The following is a 15,938-nucleotide window of genomic DNA, read 5'->3' as shown; positions in this document are numbered from 1 at the left end:
TTCTACGGCTTACAATCTCTCTGCAGGCGGTCCCGTGCTTTTCCCGATGTCAAATGTTTTTGCATTAACGCCTATCTGCCCCCACTCATTGACGCAAAGACCTGTCGTGCTTCCGGGAAGATATGCCATAGAGATGAAAACATCCGAAGAGAGAGCGCTTATAATCATAGACGGGCAGGATGTGCATGAGCTAGAACTTGGAGAGAGCGTACATATAAAACTCGCAACTAAGACCGTAAAACTGATACACAAAGAGGAGTATAACTACTTTGAGGTGCTAAAAGAGAAGTTAAGGTGGGGCGAATAAGCCAAAGGAGTTCAAATGTTTAAATTTATACTTCCTCTCCTGCTGATCCTGCTTGCAGGATGTTCAACTAAAAAAGCGGATATTGATTTTGACCCGTCTTTTAATATGGCAGCGCTATCTACATTTGCCTTGATTTACAATAGTGGGCTAAACGATGAGCGCTTAGCTGAAGCAATCACTCATGAGATGCAAACAAAAGGGTATGTCCGCGCGGCTGAAAATGAGGCGGATTTTGACATAACCTTTTATAGCATTATTGAGGAAGATGTCCCATCGAATGCAGGGGTAGGCTTTGGAATTGGCACTTTTTCAAGCGGACTTGGACTCTCACTTGGCACCGTAAGAGGTTTTTCCAATGATGAGGGAACCATTGTTATAAATATGGATGAGACTGCAACACAGAAGATATTCTGGTCCGCAACACTTACCAAGAAAGTCGAGAATTTTAACACACCGCAGGAGCGTGCTGAGTACTTTAATGAAGCCGTCTCTGAGATGCTTAAAGAGTTTCCTAAAAAATAGCTATAGCTGTAAAATAATCAGAGAGTTTAGATTTTAACAATAAAGAAGTATAATTCTAAGGGCGCATCTAAAAATCCTATAAAATCTTAAAGCCTAAAAAAGGAGTGAGATTGTGCAAAACTTTTTTTGAGTCATAGCCTTAGCTACGGCGATAAAAAATTTTGTGCAAGATTGCTTCTTTTTTGGGCTCCTAAAGGGCAATAGAGCAAACACGCTACTGTTTCGTTAAAATCACTTGAAGCTACTAGTAGCTCCTGCGTAATTTCGCCTCGCATTAGCATATTTGCTCTATTGTTGAGAACTTATAGGATTTTTAGAGGTGCCCTAATATTTACAAGGTGCATATGAATGATAGAGAGATTCTACTTAAAAGAGTACCTCAGTTTTAAAGAGGTTGAACTTGATCTAAAATCGGGGCTGGTTGTATTTACGGGTCCAAGCGGAAGCGGAAAGTCGATTTTAATGAGCTCGATCTTATCATCATTCGGCAGCGGCACTTGTGATGCATCACTATGCGAAGCGACCGTCTCTTGGGAACTTGATACAGATGAGCATGGTATAGAAAATGATGACGTATATATTTTCAAGCAGATCAAAAAAGAGAAATCAAGATACTTTATAAACAATCAAAGCCTGCCTAAAAAGGCAATGTCAAGCCTCTCAGCTAACTACTTAAGACATCTCTCCCTAAGAGATTTCAGCGATTTTGAAAACGAAAACCTTCTTTTGATCTTAGATGGAAGAATAAGCAAACAAAACCCCAATATTGATCTTATTAAAGATGAGTACAAGGAGGCTTTTTTAGAGCACAGAAGAGTCAAAAAAGAGCTTCTGCTTATTGAGGATGAGCAAAAACGAGTTACAGAGCTAAAAGAGTTTGCTGCCTTTGAGATCAAAAAAATAGAAGATGTCAATCCGAAAGTATCCGAAGATGAAGAGCTTTTGGAGATTAAAAAAGAGCTCTCCAAAAAAGAGAAGGCACTAGAAGCCATAACCAGAGCAAATGCGCTTTTTGAGCATGAACACAGCGTCTTTAGTGCGCTCGATATGTTAAATGTGGACAACTCCTTTTTTAACGATGCTATGAATGAGCTAAGAGCCGTCATGGAGAGTGCCGAAGAGAAGTTCAATGCGCTTGATGAAGTGGACATTGAAGAGGTGCTCAACCGCTTAGAGGAGCTAAGCGAGTTAAAAAGAAGATACGGCGGTATAAAAGAGGCTCTTGAGTACAAAGAGCAGAAGATACAAGAGCTCCAAAAGTATGAGAACATAGAGATAACCAAGGGCGATCTGGAGTCAAAAGAGTCTACTCTTCGGGCAAAGGTAGAAGATCTGGCGCAGAAGATCACTGCTCTTCGCACAGATGAGCTTAAGCACTTTAAAGAGGATCTCAACAGATATTTAAAACAGCTCTATCTCAGAGATGCGGATGTTGCAATAAATAGTTCAGAGTATGGCATTTTGGGCAAAGATGAGATTCTCTTAAAGCTAAACAGTACCGATCTTCAAAAGATAAGTACGGGTGAGTTCAACAGGCTCCGTCTTGCAGTGTTGGCTCTAAAATCTGAGTTTATGAACAAAAACGGCGGTGTACTGATGCTTGATGAGATCGACGCAAACCTTAGCGGCGAGGAGTCGATGAGCGTTGCCAAGGTTCTAAAAGAGCTGTCTGAGCATTTTCAAATATTTGTAATATCGCACCAGCCGCAGCTTACATCCATGGGAGACCAGCACTTTTTGGTTCATAAAAAAGGCGATGAATCCCACGTAAAAGAGCTTGGCTTTGATGAGAGAGTCGATGAGATCGCGAGGATCATAAGCGGTGCCAACATTACGCAAGAGGCAAGAGAGTTCGCAAAAGAGCTGCTAAGCCTGCAGAAATAGAGAGAGTATAGTATGATAATAGACACACATGTGCACCTGGACGACGACAGATACAGGGATGATCTGGATATAGTGCTAAAGAGAGCCAGAGAGGGCGGGGTAGAGCGTTTTATAATTCCAGGAGCAGACCCTCTAAACCTCACAAGAGCTATGGAGATAGCCCAAAATAACAGTGATGTCTATTTTGCCATCGGCGTACATCCTTATGACATGGAGGCATTCGATGCCGCTTTGTTTGAAAAATATATTAATCATCCAAAGTGCGTTGCATTAGGCGAATGCGGACTTGATTACTTCAGACTTGAGGGAAGCGACGAAGAGAAAAAGAGAGAAAAAGAGAAGCAAAAAGAGGTCTTTATTGCACAGATCGAGATCGCAAAAAAGTATAAAAAACCGCTTATAGTACACATCAGAGACGCTTCAAGGGATTCTAAAGAGATACTTCTTGCACACGGTGCAAAAGATGTCGGGGGAGTTCTGCACTGTTACAATGCGGATGAGGAGCTTTTAAGCCTTGCGAAAGAGGGGTTTTACTTCGGAATAGGCGGAGTTTTGACATTTAAAAATGCAAAAAAGCTTCTTCATGCACTGCCAAAGATACCACAAGAGAAGCTTTTAATCGAAACAGACGGTCCGTATCTGACCCCTACACCTCACAGAGGGGAGAGAAATGAGCCTCTCTATACAACTTTTGTCGCAAAAAAAATGTCCGAACTTTTGGAAATCCCACTAGAAACCATAGAGAAAATAACGACTCAAAACGCCCTTAAACTCTTTAATATTTCTTAATATGACAGATTGTTAACTATATTTAATTTTGATTTAGATAAAATCTACTTCTTAAAATTTAAAATAAGAGTTGCCGTTTTGAAATATTTTTTACTACTTCTGCTGCCGCTTATGTTGAGTGCAAGTCTTACTTTCACTTCAAACCACACAAAAGAGATAGCTGTCTTAGAGTCTTTTGATATTGAAGCTTCATTCTTGTATGACCCGATCATGAACGAGATGAAGAACAAAAATATGACCATCTACAAAGACAAACGCTTTTTTCAGGCGATGAATGATGCTTATCTTTTCATTCCGGCGATAAAGAGCATTTTGGCTAAACACGGCATACCTGCAGAGTTTCTCTTTCTGGCTATGGCAGAGTCGCACTTTTCGGCAAAAGCATACTCGGTAAAAAAAGCCTCGGGACTATGGCAGTTTATGCCGGCAACAGGCAAAATATACGGTCTTAAGATAGATGAGTATGTCGATGAGAGAAGAGATCTGATAAAATCGACCGAAGCAGCCGCTCAGCATCTTAGCGATCTTTATGCAAAATTCGGCAAATGGTATTTGGCAGCCATTGCTTATAACTGCGGCGGGGGAAGACTCGGTAGAGCAATAGAGGCCGCAAAAAGTGATGACCTTAATATATTACTAGATCCAAAGAAGAAATATATACCAAGAGAGAGCAGGCTCTACATTAGAAAAATAGTAGCACTTGCATTGCTGGGCAATGACGAACAGTTTTTACTAAAGAGTGAGTATGAGCATCTCTTAAACAGAGCAAATGCATACTCCATATCTACGGTAAGAGTTCCAAGAGGAGAGTCTCTAAAGAGGGTCTCAAAGCTTGTAGGAATACCGCTCTCGGAGCTGCAAAAACTAAACAGACATCTTAAGTATGATTTCGTCCCTCCATATCTTGGAGGTTATGACATATATATACCCTACATAAAACTCTCGGACTTTAAACAGAAGTATTTTGAAGAGAAGATCCAAAATATATATAAAGTCCATGTAGTAAAAAGAGGGGACACTCTTTACGAGATAGGGAAGAAATTCGGCGTTTCATACAAGATGATAGTTGACTTTAACAATCTTAAGAGCAATGTTCTCAGCTTAAACCAGAAGCTTATTGTTCCCATAGACAATAAAGCAAACGTAGAGAAGATAAACAAAGAGATATACTACCTGGTTAAAAAGGGAGACACTCTTGAGTCTATCTCACAAGCGTATAAAATAAGCGTCAGAAGCATACAGCTTAAAAACAACCTAAAAAGCACCCTTATAAGAGAAGGCGAGAGGTTAAGACTCTATGAGTAAGATTTCTTTTGTTAGTGCTGTTTTGATTCTTATTTTAGCTACGGGTTGCAGCACAAGAGGCACTAGAACATACACGAATTTTGGCCAGACAAAGACATACTCCTCCGACAGCAGATCACACAGCCAAGTTATCAATCAAAAGGACTACAAGCATCCTACAATGAGACCTTACGTCATTAGAGGAAAAAAGTACTATCCTACGGTAGTAAATGTAGGTGACAAGTTTAGCGGAAATGCAAGCTGGTATGGTCCTGATTTTCACGGCAAACTTACATCAAACGGCGAAACATACAATATGTACGACATGACGGCGGCACATAAGACCCTGCCGATGAACACTATTGTAAAGGTTACTAACAAGAAGAACGGACTAAGTACCGTAGTCAGGATCAACGACAGGGGTCCATTTATCGCAACAAGGATAATAGACCTCTCAAACACTGCGGCAAAAAAGATAGATATGATCAATGACGGAACTGCGCCTGTTAGCATTGAAGTGCTGGGTTTTCACTCAAAAGGGCAGAGAAAAGTTCCGTTGCAAGAGCAGTTAAAAGATGCTCCTCAAGATCAGCAATCAGACGGATTTGCTATTCAGATAGCATCTTTTTCAAGATTCGAGGGTGCGCTTTTAACACAGAAAAAATATGACGATACGGACGGCTACAAGACCATCATAAAAGATATGCAGACACAAAACGGCAGGATGTTCAAAGTGTGGTTAAAAGGCTTTAGAAGCGAGCAGGAAGCAAGAGACTATAAATCACTCGGCCATTTTAAAGATTCATTTATTGTTAGAGAGGACTAAAAGATGATTACCAAAAGCAGAAAAACAAAAGAGACGGATATTACCATCTCCCTTAACCTTATTGGAGAGGGGAAAAGCAAGATAGAGACTGGCGTAGGTTTCTTGGACCATATGCTCGAGAGCTTCTCCAAGCACTCGCTAATTGACCTAGAGATCTCGTGCAAAGGCGATACGCACATAGATGACCACCACAGCGTAGAGGATGTTGGGATAGTTCTTGGTTCTCTTTTGGCAGAAGCTATATATCCTGTTAAAAACATGGAGCGTTTCGGAAGTGCGAATATTGTCATGGACGAGGCATGTGTGAGCTGTGATCTTGATCTAAGCAACCGTCCGTATCTGGTCTATGAAGTGAATGTAACCGGTAAAGTGGGGCAGTTCGATACGGAGCTTGTCGAGGAGTTTTTCAGAGCTTTTGTTCTAAATGCAAGAATTAGCACGCACATAGTGGCTCTAAGAGGCAAAAACAAACATCACATCATCGAAGCTGCTTTTAAATCTCTCGCCGTTGCCATTCGCCGCGCGATGCAACCCAACGAGAGAGTCGGTATTCCAAGCACGAAAGATATGCTGTGATAAAGCTTATCGTTTTAGATGTTGACGGCTGCCTGACGAACGGAGATATCATATATACCGCAAGCGGCGATGAGATAAAGCACTTTAACGTAAAAGACGGCTTGGCAATAAGCTCATGGATAAAAATGGGCTACCACGCTGCGATAATAACCGGAAGAGAGTCTAAAATAGTTGAAAAAAGAGCAAATGAGCTCGGGATAAAGCACCTTTTTCAACACATAAAAGATAAAGAGCAGAAGCTAAAAGAGCTGATAGAAAGTCTCGGGCTCAAAAGCTACGAGGTAGCGGCAATAGGCGATGATCTAAACGACTATAAGATGCTTAAGTCAGTAGGCAGAAGCTTTACTCCAAAAGACGGCGTAAAAGAGATACAAGAGCTTGTTGATACCGTGTTGTCATGCAAAGGCGGAGACGCTGCGGTCAGAGAGATGATAGATATTTTGGTAGATGAGAACGACATAAAAGATGAGTTCTTATCCGTATGGATTTAGGTTATGAATATAAACTACTTTTTTATATTTTTTTCACTCTGTCTGTTAATGATCCTGTTTCTGTTCAAGCCGATGGAGATAAAACAGCACGCATACAAAGAGGTGCCGCTCTTTACGATCTCTACTTTTACGATGCATGAGCTGGACAAAAACGGGCTTGTAACGTTGATGAACGGAAGCGAAGCCGCAAGATATACGAACAGATATACTGTCAAAGATATGGACTATACCGACAACTCAAAAGAGTATATGGCAAATATGAAAGCAAACAGCGGAGTATATAAAAATGAGGTAGTTAACTTATCAGGAGACATCGTTTATGTTAGAGAGGACGGTTTGACCTTTGAGACACAAAAAGCGGTCTATAACAAAAAAACAGCCATAGCTACCGCAGCCGGTAAATTTGTGCTCTATAGAGATGCCAACAGGGTGACTGGAGTGAAGCTGAAGTACAACGATGCTTTAGAGAGAGTAGAAGCAAAAAATGTATATGCGATATATAAATTAGAAGAGAGAAAAAGATGAAAAAAACAATTTTTTTAACAATTTTTTTAGCGTCATCGCTGTTTTCACAAGAGCTTAAGGTAAAAGCCAAGCTTTTTAACGCGGATCAAAAAACAGGTGTATCCGTTTTTGAGGGTGATGTTAATATAATGAGAGGCAGTGATGAACTAAACGCATCAATGGTCACTATATACACTAACGAGAAGCAAGAGCCTACAAAGTTTATTGCCGAGGGAGATGCCTCTTTCAAGATAAAGACAGAAGAGGGTGCGCGCTATGAAGGAAAAGCCCAAAAAGTCGTATATCTTCCGATAGAAAAAGAGTACCACTTTTTTAAAGAGGTACATCTAAAGCAGATCAATGAAAAAAAAGAGATCATAGGAGAAGAGGTCATACTTAAAACCATAGAGGGCAAAGCTTACGCAAAAGGTGCCGAAAAAGAGCCTGTTATTATGATATTCAATATGGCGCAAGATAGCAATAAGAGCAAAAATGATTAATATCGTTGATGCAAAATTTGTAACTTCGGCGGCGGATATAAGCGGTGCGCCGATAGGCGAAGAGCAAAATGAAGTTGTTTTTATGGCGCGCTCAAATGTCGGAAAAAGCTCACTGCTTAATGCACTTAGCAATCACAAAGGTTTGGCTAAAGTCTCTTCGACACCCGGAAAAACAAGACTTATAAACTATTTTGACGTCACTTTCATGGACAGAGACGACTCCTCAAAAACAATAGCAAAGTTTGTGGACCTGCCAGGATTTGGATATGCGAAAGTATCAAAGTCGATAAAGTACGATTGGGAGAAAAATCTCACCGATTATATCTCTCAAAGAAAGCAGATAAAACTCTTTATCCACCTTATAGACTGCAGGCATCCTCATCTGGAGATAGACAGGTCGGTAAGCGATTTCCTGCTTGAACATGCTGATGAAACACAACAGATAATGCAGATATTCACCAAGATAGACAAGTTAAACCAGAAAGAGCAAAATGCCTTAAAAAAAGAGTTTCCTCAGGCTTTAATGGTCTCAAGTTCCAAAAAAAGAGGACTGCAGAAGATCGTCTCTATAATTTACGATATTTTAAAAGGTGCGGCAGATGAATAACGTAGAGTTTAGCAAAGCAAAGTTATCGGATATCCAAAATATGCAGCAACTGGTCATTCCAGAAGTTGAATCTGGTCTTATTTTAGCTAGAAGTTCAGATGAGATAGCAACCAATATTAGGTCGTATATCCTTGCAAAAGAGGATGGAGAGATCGTCGGTTTCTGTGCCTTACATATTCATACGCCCGCACTCGCCGAGATCAGATCGCTTGTGGTCAAAGAGAGCAAAAGAGGTCGCCGTATTGGAGAGGGTCTAGTACTAAGAGCGATAGAAGAGGCTAGAACTCTCGGTTTGCAAAAAGTATTAAGCTTGACCTACAGACAGAAGTTTTTTGAGAACCTTGGGTTTGTCGAAATTCCAAAAGAGTCACTCCCTGAACATAAGATCTGGGCTGACTGCATTAAATGTAAACACTTTCCGGTATGCAACGAAGTATCTCTCATCAAAACTCTTTAACACCGCTTCTTTATGCTGCGCTGTTTGTCATATATACCGCACTAAGCGGCATATATCTGTTTTTGCCGCCTCTTTTTGCTCTTCTTTATCTTCTTTTTTCAAAAGCGCTCAAACAAGAGGATGTGGTTCTGCTCTTTTTGGTCTCAGCATGTCTGCTTTTTTTTGAAGCGCAAAACAGCTACATGCTCTTTAGCACTATTATATATTTTGCGCTTATTCATAAATATGTAATTCCCAAGATCAAACAGAATTTCAACTGTGATGTATGTATAAATCTCTCCATAGTCATTCTGGTATACGTCGGCTTTTTTCTTTTTTGCTCGCTTTTGTCCAATATATTTATGCTTCCTATGCCAAGCATTAATTACTACGTACTTTATTATATGGCCATAGAATTTTTTATTTTGAGCTTGATATGAAAATAAGGTTTATTCTTTTTGTATTTATTGCAACTTGGCTGGCACTCTTAGTAAGAGTTTTTATGCTCTCGGTCGAATCAAACACATACTATGAAAAGCTCTCTTACGACAATACTATAAAAACTGAGCAGATACCGCCTGTAAGGGGAGAGATACTAGATATCAACAACAAACCCATAGCAATAAACGAACTCGGTTTTAAAGTACAGCTGGCACCGCATCTTACCCTTAAAAAGAACCAGCATGTTTTTGATGAGGAGATAAACACTCTTCTTGGACTGCTGCCGAATCTAGATAGAGAAAAAATTATAAAAAACTACAAGAAAGCGGACTCCTACTACAATCACGACTTTATAGATATCGTTGACTTTGTCTCATACGAAGAGATCATGCCTGTATATTCGATCCTAAATCTTAGAGAAAATATAAATATTGTCTCCTCTCCAAAGAGATTTTATCCATACAATGAAGTGGCGGCACACTCTATCGGATATGTGGCGCGTGCAAACAAAAGCGACATCAAAGATGATAAGCTCCAAGAGCTCATAGGCTACACCGGTAAGTCAGGCATAGAGAAGTATTACAACACATACCTGCAGGGAGAGGCAGGAAAAAGAGAGATAAAGGTAAACGCAAACAACCAAGAGATAGAAGAGCTCTCAAGTGAACCGGCTGTAGAGAATAGAAAGCTGACCCTAAACATAGATATTGAGCTTCAAAAATATATATCTTCGCTTTTTGTCAAAAAGTCTGGTGCCGTCATTGTCATGGGTGTGGACGGCGCCATCTTATCGGCGAGCAGTTTTCCGGAGTATGATCTAAATACATTCGTAGCAGGCATTAGTCATGAAGAGTGGGACAGGCTCTCAAACAGCCTTGAGAAACCTTTTACCAACAAACTTGTCCACGGGCTATATCCCCCAGGCTCTGTCATAAAGACAGGGCTTGGCCTTATCTACATAACTGCCCCTGAGATCGGTCCCAACTGGGGAGTCTACTGTACGGCATCGATGCCGCTTGGCAAAAGGGTGTTTAGATGCTGGAAAAAGGATGGGCACGGCAATACAGGCATAACAAAAGCCATACGAGAGAGTTGCGACGACTACTTTTACAAGGGCAGTATTCAGCTTGGCATAAAAAAGATGAGTGACGGGCTTATAAGGTACGGTCTTGGAAGAAAAACAGGTGTTGATCTGCCAAATGAGTTTATAGGCACCGTTCCATCAAGGGAGTGGAAGAGAAAAAAATACAATAAAGCGTGGTATATAGGAGAAACTGTAAACACATCGATCGGGCAGGGCGATTTTTTGACAACGCCTATGCAGATGGCGCAATTTACTGCACTTATGGCTACCTCAAAACTTCCAAAACCACATTTTGCCAAGATGATCGGAGATGAAGAGGTTCAGCCTGAGTATGAGGAAGTTCTTGATGAGGATGAGTTGAGAAAACTCCCTATTATCCAAAAAGCGATGTATGAGGTATGTAACTATCCAAGCGGAACCGCTACAAACTATCTCAGCTCCAAAGTTAAGATCGCAGGTAAGACAGGAACGGCACAGGTAGTCGGAATTCTGCAGGACATCGAAGAGAGAGAGCTGGAGCATGAGATGGAGTACTATACACGTTCACATGCATGGTTCGCAACTTACGGACCTTATGAAGACCCTAAATACGTGGTTTTGGTTATGGTCGAACATGGAGGCCACGGCGGTGCGGCGACAGGTAAGATCGTATCAGATATTTACAACAAACTTTTAGAGATGGGATATATAGAGAAGTAAATATATATCCCATCTTAGAGCGATTCTCTAAGATTGTAAAAAAATCAAAAAGTATTTAGAATAAAAAGAGAGAGTATTGTTAGTAAAAATATTGCGCCTGCTTTGTTATAAAGCTTGTTTGCCAATATAAAGAGAAGTGTAGCCGCTGTCGCCACCATTATATATACATCAAATTTTGTAGCGATTAAATCTATTGTTAATGGGTTTACTAGTGATGCGGCTCCTAAAACCATAGAGAAGTTTGCGACGTTTGAGCCAATTATGTTGCCGATACTCATCTCAACATTACCTTTTTTTACGGCAACCAAAGAGACCACAAGTTCAGGAAGAGATGTTCCAACGGCAATAAGAAATATACCTATGATCCACTCACTCACGCCAAACGCTCTAGCTATGTTCGTTCCGCTCTCAACAACAAAATTTGCACCGCCTATTGTTAGGATAAATCCAATAGCTAAAAGCATAATTGTTTTTGGCCAGTTAAACTTCTCTTTTATCAAATCCTCGTCAATCTCGCCCTCTAATTCATCTTTTGAGCCTGTAAAAAGAAATATAATATATGAGACCATCATTAAAAGAAATAAAAATCCGTCACTTCTGCTTATAATACCGTCTTGAATCATTATCATAAAAATAATAACCGGAACAATAACCCATGCGCCGTCTCTCTCAAAGAGATTTCTTTTTGGGTTCATATTTTTTGCAAGCAAAAATACAAAACCTAATATTAATGCAATGTTGAAAATATTACTGCCGACGACGTTTGCAACAGCCATATCGCTTTTGCCGGCATAAGAAGCCACCATAGACGCTGCCATTTCAGGCATTGAAGTACCAAATGCTATAAGCGTAGCACCGATAACATAGTGTGAAATTTTGAAGTGCAGAGCTATACGCTCAGACTCTTTTATTACAAAATCTGCCCCGTATATTAGAGCCGTCATAGCGGCTATAAAGATCATAAAATCCATCTGTTTTATCCTTGCGTTCTAACTATTAAACTTTTTGGCAGGTCAAACTTCTCAATAAGCTCCGCCTCTTTTGCCCTCATCTCACCGTTATCTATCTCATGGTCATACCCTAAAAGATGCAGAACTCCGTGAATAAAAAGAAGTGCCAGTTCATCGTTTATGCTATGTCCGAACTCTTTTGAGTTCTCTTCAAGATAAGAAGATGAGACGACAATGCTTCCAAGCGGGCTTAGGGGCATCTCTTGATACGGAAAACTAAGTACGTCCGTGTCTTTGTCTATATTTCGATGCTCTTTGTTTATCTCTCTCATCTCTTTTGAGTCGGTAATAATAAGCTCTATCTCTTTGTCTGTCAAAGAGTCTGCTATTGTCTCTATTGTTTTTGTATCAATATTTAGTGTGGTTCTGTTATCTAGTTCAATCATAGGCGTGATTATATCAAATAAGGCGGAAGATTTTGCAAAGAGGGCGGTAAATCTGCCCATCTTTTGCACAAGAGTAGTTAAGCGGTAATATTTAAATTAATCCCTAAACCGTTTTTTTGAGCAGCTGCCTTTTGAGATTGCTCATTAGAGCTCTCCAGAAGTTTTAAAACCTGCTGCTCCTGCGTGTCCATAGCTTTTTTCATAACTTCGATATGTGTCGAAGATGGAGCCGTTGCTCCTGAAGATGAAACATCCATAGCGTCCCCTTTTTATTTCGTGTATTTTCTTATTATATTGGTTATTTCTTTCAATGGAGATTAAAATATTATGTTAAAATATTTTTATGATAACAAAAAAGAAAATAGCGCTCTGTATTATGAGCGGCGGCATGGATTCGACACTTAGTGCTTATATTATGAAGCAGAGGGGTTCCGAGATAGTAGCTCTTCATTTTAATTATTCGCAAAGAACTCAAAAAAAAGAGCTGGAGTGTTTCAACGCGATATGCGGCGAGTTAAAAGTCTCAAATAGGTATGTTTTGGATCTGGATTTTTTTGCCCAGATAGGCGCTTCGGCTCTTACAGACAGAACTATAGAAGTTCCTATAGGCGGACTGGAAGAGGGCGTACCTGTCACATATGTGCCTTTTAGAAACGGCATATTTTTAAGCATGGCTGCGGCAATAGCTGAAAAAGAGGGTGCTGAGGCAATAGCAATAGGCGTTGTAGAGGAGGATAGCAGCGGTTATCCTGACTGCAGAGAGTCTTTTATAGAGAGTATGCAGCGCAGCATCAATCTTGGCACAAAAGATGATACCAATATTGTCATCGAGATGCCACTTGTGCATCTGAAAAAATCTCAGATAGTCACAGAGGCGCTGGAGCTTGAAGTTCCGCTCCACCTTACGTGGAGCTGCTACAAGAGCGAAGAGAGGGCATGCGGAGTATGTGACAGCTGCCGCCTTCGACTGAGAGGCTTTGAGGAAGCCGGAACAAAAGACCCGATTGAGTACCTGTAAAATACGATTTAACGATCTGGAGATACTGCATCTGTGCAAACCAAATCTAAAAAACAGCTATATAAGCGTGAAAAAAGATGGTGCTATCACGCTTAAAACCCCAAAAGTATCTGGCACGTACATAGAGAACCTTCTTTTAAAAAAAGAGAGCTGGATAAGAAAGCAGTTAAAGGCGGCAGAAGAGAACCCGCCAAAAACCTTTAATATTCAAGATGAGATACTGCTATTTGGCGAAATTCTCAGCATTGACTCCGATGAGGCACTTGAACTAAGGGAGAGTCTGTGCAAAGTAGATATATCAAATACAAAGAGTGTTCTTAAGTGTTATGATAGATACTACAGCTCATACGCAAAGAGCTATATCACGCAAAGAGCAGAGCACTACTCCAAGGAAATGAGTCTTGAGTACAGCACTCTTAAATTCAGAAAGATGAGGAGCAGATGGGGAAGCTGCAGCTCAAAGAGAGTAATAACTTTCAATACTGAGCTTATAAAGATAGATAAAAGACTTATTGATTTTGTAGTTGTCCATGAGTTGGCTCACCTAGAGCATATGAACCACTCCAAAAAATTTCATGACCTAGTCAGTCGATATACTCCGAATGCTCGCGCATTGAATCAAGAGTTAAAACGTCTCTCTCTTTAGCTCTAAAATAGCTAAGCTCATATTTGCTTGAAGGCGACCATAACATCCAGCCGCTTGTATTTATATCTGCAGCAGCTCTTATCTGCTCGTTAATTTCAAAGTAGTTATACTCTATTTTTCTGTGCGCATAATCCTTAAAAGATTGCAGCCACGGTCTTAATCTTTTTGGCTCTATTTGATCCTCTATATTTTTTAGGCTTCTATAGATGACAGCATGCGGATGTTCTGACGGATTTTCAAGTCCGAACGAGCCTTTTGCAAACCCTGAAGGGTAGAGCATAGGAGCTATATAGTCCGCATATTTAGAGAGCGGCTTTATCATCTGTCCTATACCCATATCATGATCTTCCCAGCAGATATTTCCGTAAGTGTCCACAGAGATGAAAACGCCATATTTTCTGAGTCTGTTTTGTGCAAGTTTTAAAAATTGGCTAATTGCTTCAACACGATTCTCCAGCGTACTCTCTTTTGAAAAGCTTAATCCATCCTTTGCAGGAAATCGGATATAGTCAAAGTTTATCTCATCAAAACCTACTCTAGCCGCATCTTCTGCAATAGCGACCGTATACTCGTGAGCTCTCTTGTCAAACGGATCTACCCATGCCATCTCGTCGTGATTTCTCCATAGAGTTCCGTCAGCTTTTTTGATCGCATACTCAGGATTGTTTGAAGCTTGAAGCTCATCTTTAAATGTTACGATCCTTGCAATTGTATATATGTTTTTGGACTTCATGAGCTTCATAAACTGCTCTATATCCCTGTTCGTTCTATCCTTATGAGCGCCGTAACCGTTTGCTTTTTTAAAAGAGGTCTTATATGAGGTTGAACCGTACTCGCTCTTGACATCTACAACAATAGCGTTTATCTCCGTTGAGTCTATAATTTCCAATATCTCTTTAAGTCTGGGAGAGTTGTTGCTTGCACGCCAGAAGCTTAGGTAGAGTGCCTTTACCGTGATAGGTTCAAGTGCCACCGAAGTACTGTTTGTATCTTTTGAGAGAGTGTAAGGTCTGTATCCGTATGCTTTTACAAATACCTTATCCTCACTGCTCTGGATCGCAAAGGTTCCATTATCGTCACTTTTTACGCTGATTTGTGAGTCGTTTATTGTCGCATTCGCTACAGGTTTGGATGTCGTCCTATCAATGACCACTCCGCCAAACGAGCCCCACAAAAGAGCCTCGAACATAAAAAAAGAGAGTATTAACTTTCCAAAAATTGTCTTTTTATTCTTATCTCTCATTTAAAAAATACCTCAAACTTGCATCACTCCACTCTTTTGAGAGCTTTAAATAACTCTCTATAGAGTCGTAGACTCTTTTAAAATCACTGTTTTTCTCACCAAGCTCCGCTATAACCTCTTTTAGAGCTCTCTTACCCTCATCTACAACATCCTTTGGAAATTGATGAATGGAGATATCAAGCTCTTTTAGTCTTTTAAGCGCCTTGATGTTCTGGCTGTGAAACTCATAAGCCATATTTGAGTTCATCTCGCTTGCAGCGACCTCTATCATAGACTGCTGCTCATAAGATAGTTTAGCATAAAACTGTTTGTTAAACGTAAGCTCTAAGATGGAGCCCGGTTCATGCCATCCTGAGTAGTAGTGGGGCGCTACTTTGTAAAATCCCATTTTGATGTCGAGTGCTGGCCCGACCCATTCGGTCGCATCTATAACTCCGCGCTCCAGTGAGGTGTATATCTCTCCTGCGGGAAGCAGAACCGAGTTTACTCCCATCTTAGAGAAAACCTCTCCGCCAAGACCCGGAATTCTCATCTTTAAACCCTGCATATCAGCGAGCGAGTTTATCTCTTTTCTAAACCATCCGCCCATCTGGATGTTGGTATTTCCGCCCATAAACGGATGAAGATTGTATCTTGCATACTGCTCTCTCCAGAGCTCCATTCCGCCGCCAAAAAGCATCCATGA

The 15,938-nt window shown here is 40.5% G+C and carries 20 protein-coding genes and 1 pseudogene; 16 read left to right on the top strand and 5 right to left on the bottom strand.

All coding sequences use genetic code 11. The features are described from left to right. The 14 genes and pseudogenes from RBR61_RS09685 to mrdA all read left to right on the top strand — a co-directional run. A pseudogene (locus tag RBR61_RS09685) lies at nucleotides 1-307 on the top strand (NAD(+) kinase); the annotation flags it as partial. Between the two features lie 15 nt (nucleotides 308-322). Continuing rightward, nucleotides 323-829 (top strand): DUF4136 domain-containing protein, encoded by a 507-nt coding sequence (locus RBR61_RS09680; RefSeq protein WP_320343942.1) that lies wholly within the window; start codon nucleotides 323-325, stop codon nucleotides 827-829. Nucleotides 830-1,177: 348 nt separating this feature from the next. After that, on the top strand, nucleotides 1,178-2,713 hold the full coding sequence (locus tag RBR61_RS09675) for an AAA family ATPase (protein WP_320343940.1): 1,536 nt from the start codon (nucleotides 1,178-1,180) through the stop codon (nucleotides 2,711-2,713). A gap of 12 nt (nucleotides 2,714-2,725) precedes the next feature. After that, complete coding sequence (locus RBR61_RS09670; protein ID WP_320343937.1) at nucleotides 2,726-3,502, top strand: TatD family hydrolase; 777 nt, start codon at nucleotides 2,726-2,728, stop codon at nucleotides 3,500-3,502. A gap of 78 nt (nucleotides 3,503-3,580) precedes the next feature. Further along, nucleotides 3,581-4,807 (top strand): LysM peptidoglycan-binding domain-containing protein, encoded by a 1,227-nt coding sequence (locus RBR61_RS09665; RefSeq protein ID WP_320343936.1) that lies wholly within the window; start codon nucleotides 3,581-3,583, stop codon nucleotides 4,805-4,807. Next, a complete protein-coding gene (locus RBR61_RS09660) occupies nucleotides 4,800-5,612 on the top strand; it encodes a septal ring lytic transglycosylase RlpA family protein (protein WP_320343935.1) in 813 nt (270 codons plus the stop codon). Before RBR61_RS09665 ends, RBR61_RS09660 begins: the two co-directional genes overlap by 8 nt. A 3-nt stretch (nucleotides 5,613-5,615) precedes the next feature. Further along, nucleotides 5,616-6,188 carry an imidazoleglycerol-phosphate dehydratase HisB gene (hisB, locus tag RBR61_RS09655; protein ID WP_320343933.1) on the top strand — a complete coding sequence of 191 codons (573 nt, stop codon included), beginning with the start codon at nucleotides 5,616-5,618 and terminating at the stop codon, nucleotides 6,186-6,188. Next, the gene (locus RBR61_RS09650) at nucleotides 6,185-6,679 is read left to right on the top strand and encodes an HAD-IIIA family hydrolase (RefSeq protein ID WP_320343931.1); all 495 of its coding nucleotides are present in this window, start codon (nucleotides 6,185-6,187) and stop codon (nucleotides 6,677-6,679) included. The genes hisB and RBR61_RS09650 overlap by 4 nt, the downstream gene beginning before the upstream one ends. Before the next feature lie 3 nt (nucleotides 6,680-6,682). Continuing rightward, nucleotides 6,683-7,204 (top strand): LPS export ABC transporter periplasmic protein LptC, encoded by a 522-nt coding sequence (gene lptC, locus RBR61_RS09645; RefSeq protein WP_320343929.1) that lies wholly within the window; start codon nucleotides 6,683-6,685, stop codon nucleotides 7,202-7,204. Beyond that, nucleotides 7,201-7,683: a lipopolysaccharide transport periplasmic protein LptA gene (gene lptA, locus RBR61_RS09640; protein ID WP_320343927.1), complete on the top strand. Its 483-nt coding sequence runs from the start codon at nucleotides 7,201-7,203 to the stop codon at nucleotides 7,681-7,683. The genes lptC and lptA overlap by 4 nt, the downstream gene beginning before the upstream one ends. Continuing rightward, entirely contained in the window at nucleotides 7,676-8,290 is a 615-nt protein-coding gene (gene yihA, locus RBR61_RS09635) for a ribosome biogenesis GTP-binding protein YihA/YsxC (protein WP_320343925.1), read from the top strand. The genes lptA and yihA overlap by 8 nt, the downstream gene beginning before the upstream one ends. Then, a complete protein-coding gene (locus tag RBR61_RS09630; RefSeq protein WP_320343924.1) occupies nucleotides 8,283-8,747 on the top strand; it encodes an N-acetyltransferase in 465 nt (154 codons plus the stop codon). Before yihA ends, RBR61_RS09630 begins: the two co-directional genes overlap by 8 nt. After that, a complete protein-coding gene (locus RBR61_RS09625; RefSeq protein WP_320343922.1) occupies nucleotides 8,714-9,166 on the top strand; it encodes a hypothetical protein in 453 nt (150 codons plus the stop codon). Before RBR61_RS09630 ends, RBR61_RS09625 begins: the two co-directional genes overlap by 34 nt. Then, a complete protein-coding gene (gene mrdA / locus RBR61_RS09620; RefSeq protein ID WP_320343920.1) occupies nucleotides 9,163-10,950 on the top strand; it encodes a penicillin-binding protein 2 in 1,788 nt (595 codons plus the stop codon). The genes RBR61_RS09625 and mrdA overlap by 4 nt, the downstream gene beginning before the upstream one ends. A 44-nt stretch (nucleotides 10,951-10,994) precedes the next feature. Here the strand turns inward: mrdA and RBR61_RS09615 are convergent, their stop codons facing one another. The 3 genes from RBR61_RS09615 to RBR61_RS09605 all read right to left on the bottom strand — a co-directional run bounded on the left by RBR61_RS09615 (nucleotide 10,995) and on the right by RBR61_RS09605 (nucleotide 12,603). Then, nucleotides 10,995-11,921: a calcium/sodium antiporter gene (locus tag RBR61_RS09615; protein WP_320343919.1), complete on the bottom strand. Its 927-nt coding sequence runs from the start codon at nucleotides 11,919-11,921 to the stop codon at nucleotides 10,995-10,997. Nucleotides 11,922-11,926: 5 nt separating this feature from the next. Beyond that, a complete protein-coding gene (gene ybeY / locus RBR61_RS09610; RefSeq protein WP_320343917.1) occupies nucleotides 11,927-12,346 on the bottom strand; it encodes an rRNA maturation RNase YbeY in 420 nt (139 codons plus the stop codon). Nucleotides 12,347-12,423: 77 nt separating this feature from the next. Further along, on the bottom strand, nucleotides 12,424-12,603 hold the full coding sequence (locus RBR61_RS09605; RefSeq protein WP_320343915.1) for a putative motility protein: 180 nt from the start codon (nucleotides 12,601-12,603) through the stop codon (nucleotides 12,424-12,426). Nucleotides 12,604-12,689: 86 nt separating this feature from the next. Between RBR61_RS09605 and queC the strand changes: the two genes are divergently transcribed. Both queC and RBR61_RS09595 read left to right on the top strand, forming a co-directional pair. Next, the gene (queC, locus tag RBR61_RS09600; RefSeq protein ID WP_320343912.1) at nucleotides 12,690-13,364 is read left to right on the top strand and encodes a 7-cyano-7-deazaguanine synthase QueC; all 675 of its coding nucleotides are present in this window, start codon (nucleotides 12,690-12,692) and stop codon (nucleotides 13,362-13,364) included. Further along, nucleotides 13,351-14,010 carry a SprT family zinc-dependent metalloprotease gene (locus RBR61_RS09595; RefSeq protein WP_320343910.1) on the top strand — a complete coding sequence of 220 codons (660 nt, stop codon included), beginning with the start codon at nucleotides 13,351-13,353 and terminating at the stop codon, nucleotides 14,008-14,010. Before queC ends, RBR61_RS09595 begins: the two co-directional genes overlap by 14 nt. On the opposite strand, the gene RBR61_RS09590 is transcribed toward RBR61_RS09595, so the two are convergent. Next, complete coding sequence (locus tag RBR61_RS09590) at nucleotides 13,949-15,253, bottom strand: putative glycoside hydrolase (RefSeq protein ID WP_320343909.1); 1,305 nt, start codon at nucleotides 15,251-15,253, stop codon at nucleotides 13,949-13,951. The genes RBR61_RS09595 and RBR61_RS09590 overlap by 62 nt on opposite strands. Then, nucleotides 15,243-15,938 (bottom strand): TRAP transporter substrate-binding protein DctP (dctP, locus tag RBR61_RS09585; protein WP_320343907.1); only part of this gene is annotated, 696 nt, incomplete at its 5' end. The genes dctP and RBR61_RS09590, both read right to left, overlap by 11 nt.

It is taken from the genome of Sulfurimonas sp. (assembly GCF_034005705.1).
Taxonomy (GTDB): Bacteria; Campylobacterota; Campylobacteria; order Campylobacterales; family Sulfurimonadaceae; genus Sulfurimonas.
Note: the sequence above shows the minus strand (reverse complement) of the source record. Positions and strands in the feature narration are given on the sequence as shown.

Coding starts and splice junctions, on each gene's coding strand:
- RBR61_RS09680 (WP_320343942.1), top strand. CDS start 323: ATGTTTAAATTTATACTTCCTCTCCTGCTGATCCTGCTTGCAGGATGT.
- RBR61_RS09675 (WP_320343940.1), top strand. CDS start 1,178: ATGATAGAGAGATTCTACTTAAAAGAGTACCTCAGTTTTAAAGAGGTT.
- RBR61_RS09670 (WP_320343937.1), top strand. CDS start 2,726: ATGATAATAGACACACATGTGCACCTGGACGACGACAGATACAGGGAT.
- RBR61_RS09660 (WP_320343935.1), top strand. CDS start 4,800: ATGAGTAAGATTTCTTTTGTTAGTGCTGTTTTGATTCTTATTTTAGCT.
- hisB (WP_320343933.1), top strand. CDS start 5,616: ATGATTACCAAAAGCAGAAAAACAAAAGAGACGGATATTACCATCTCC.
- lptC (WP_320343929.1), top strand. CDS start 6,683: ATGAATATAAACTACTTTTTTATATTTTTTTCACTCTGTCTGTTAATG.
- lptA (WP_320343927.1), top strand. CDS start 7,201: ATGAAAAAAACAATTTTTTTAACAATTTTTTTAGCGTCATCGCTGTTT.
- yihA (WP_320343925.1), top strand. CDS start 7,676: ATGATTAATATCGTTGATGCAAAATTTGTAACTTCGGCGGCGGATATA.
- RBR61_RS09630 (WP_320343924.1), top strand. CDS start 8,283: ATGAATAACGTAGAGTTTAGCAAAGCAAAGTTATCGGATATCCAAAAT.
- RBR61_RS09625 (WP_320343922.1), top strand. CDS start 8,714: ATGCAACGAAGTATCTCTCATCAAAACTCTTTAACACCGCTTCTTTAT.
- mrdA (WP_320343920.1), top strand. CDS start 9,163: ATGAAAATAAGGTTTATTCTTTTTGTATTTATTGCAACTTGGCTGGCA.
- RBR61_RS09615 (WP_320343919.1), bottom strand. CDS start 11,921: ATGGATTTTATGATCTTTATAGCCGCTATGACGGCTCTAATATACGGG.
- ybeY (WP_320343917.1), bottom strand. CDS start 12,346: ATGATTGAACTAGATAACAGAACCACACTAAATATTGATACAAAAACA.
- RBR61_RS09605 (WP_320343915.1), bottom strand. CDS start 12,603: ATGGATGTTTCATCTTCAGGAGCAACGGCTCCATCTTCGACACATATC.
- queC (WP_320343912.1), top strand. CDS start 12,690: ATGATAACAAAAAAGAAAATAGCGCTCTGTATTATGAGCGGCGGCATG.
- RBR61_RS09590 (WP_320343909.1), bottom strand. CDS start 15,253: ATGAGAGATAAGAATAAAAAGACAATTTTTGGAAAGTTAATACTCTCT.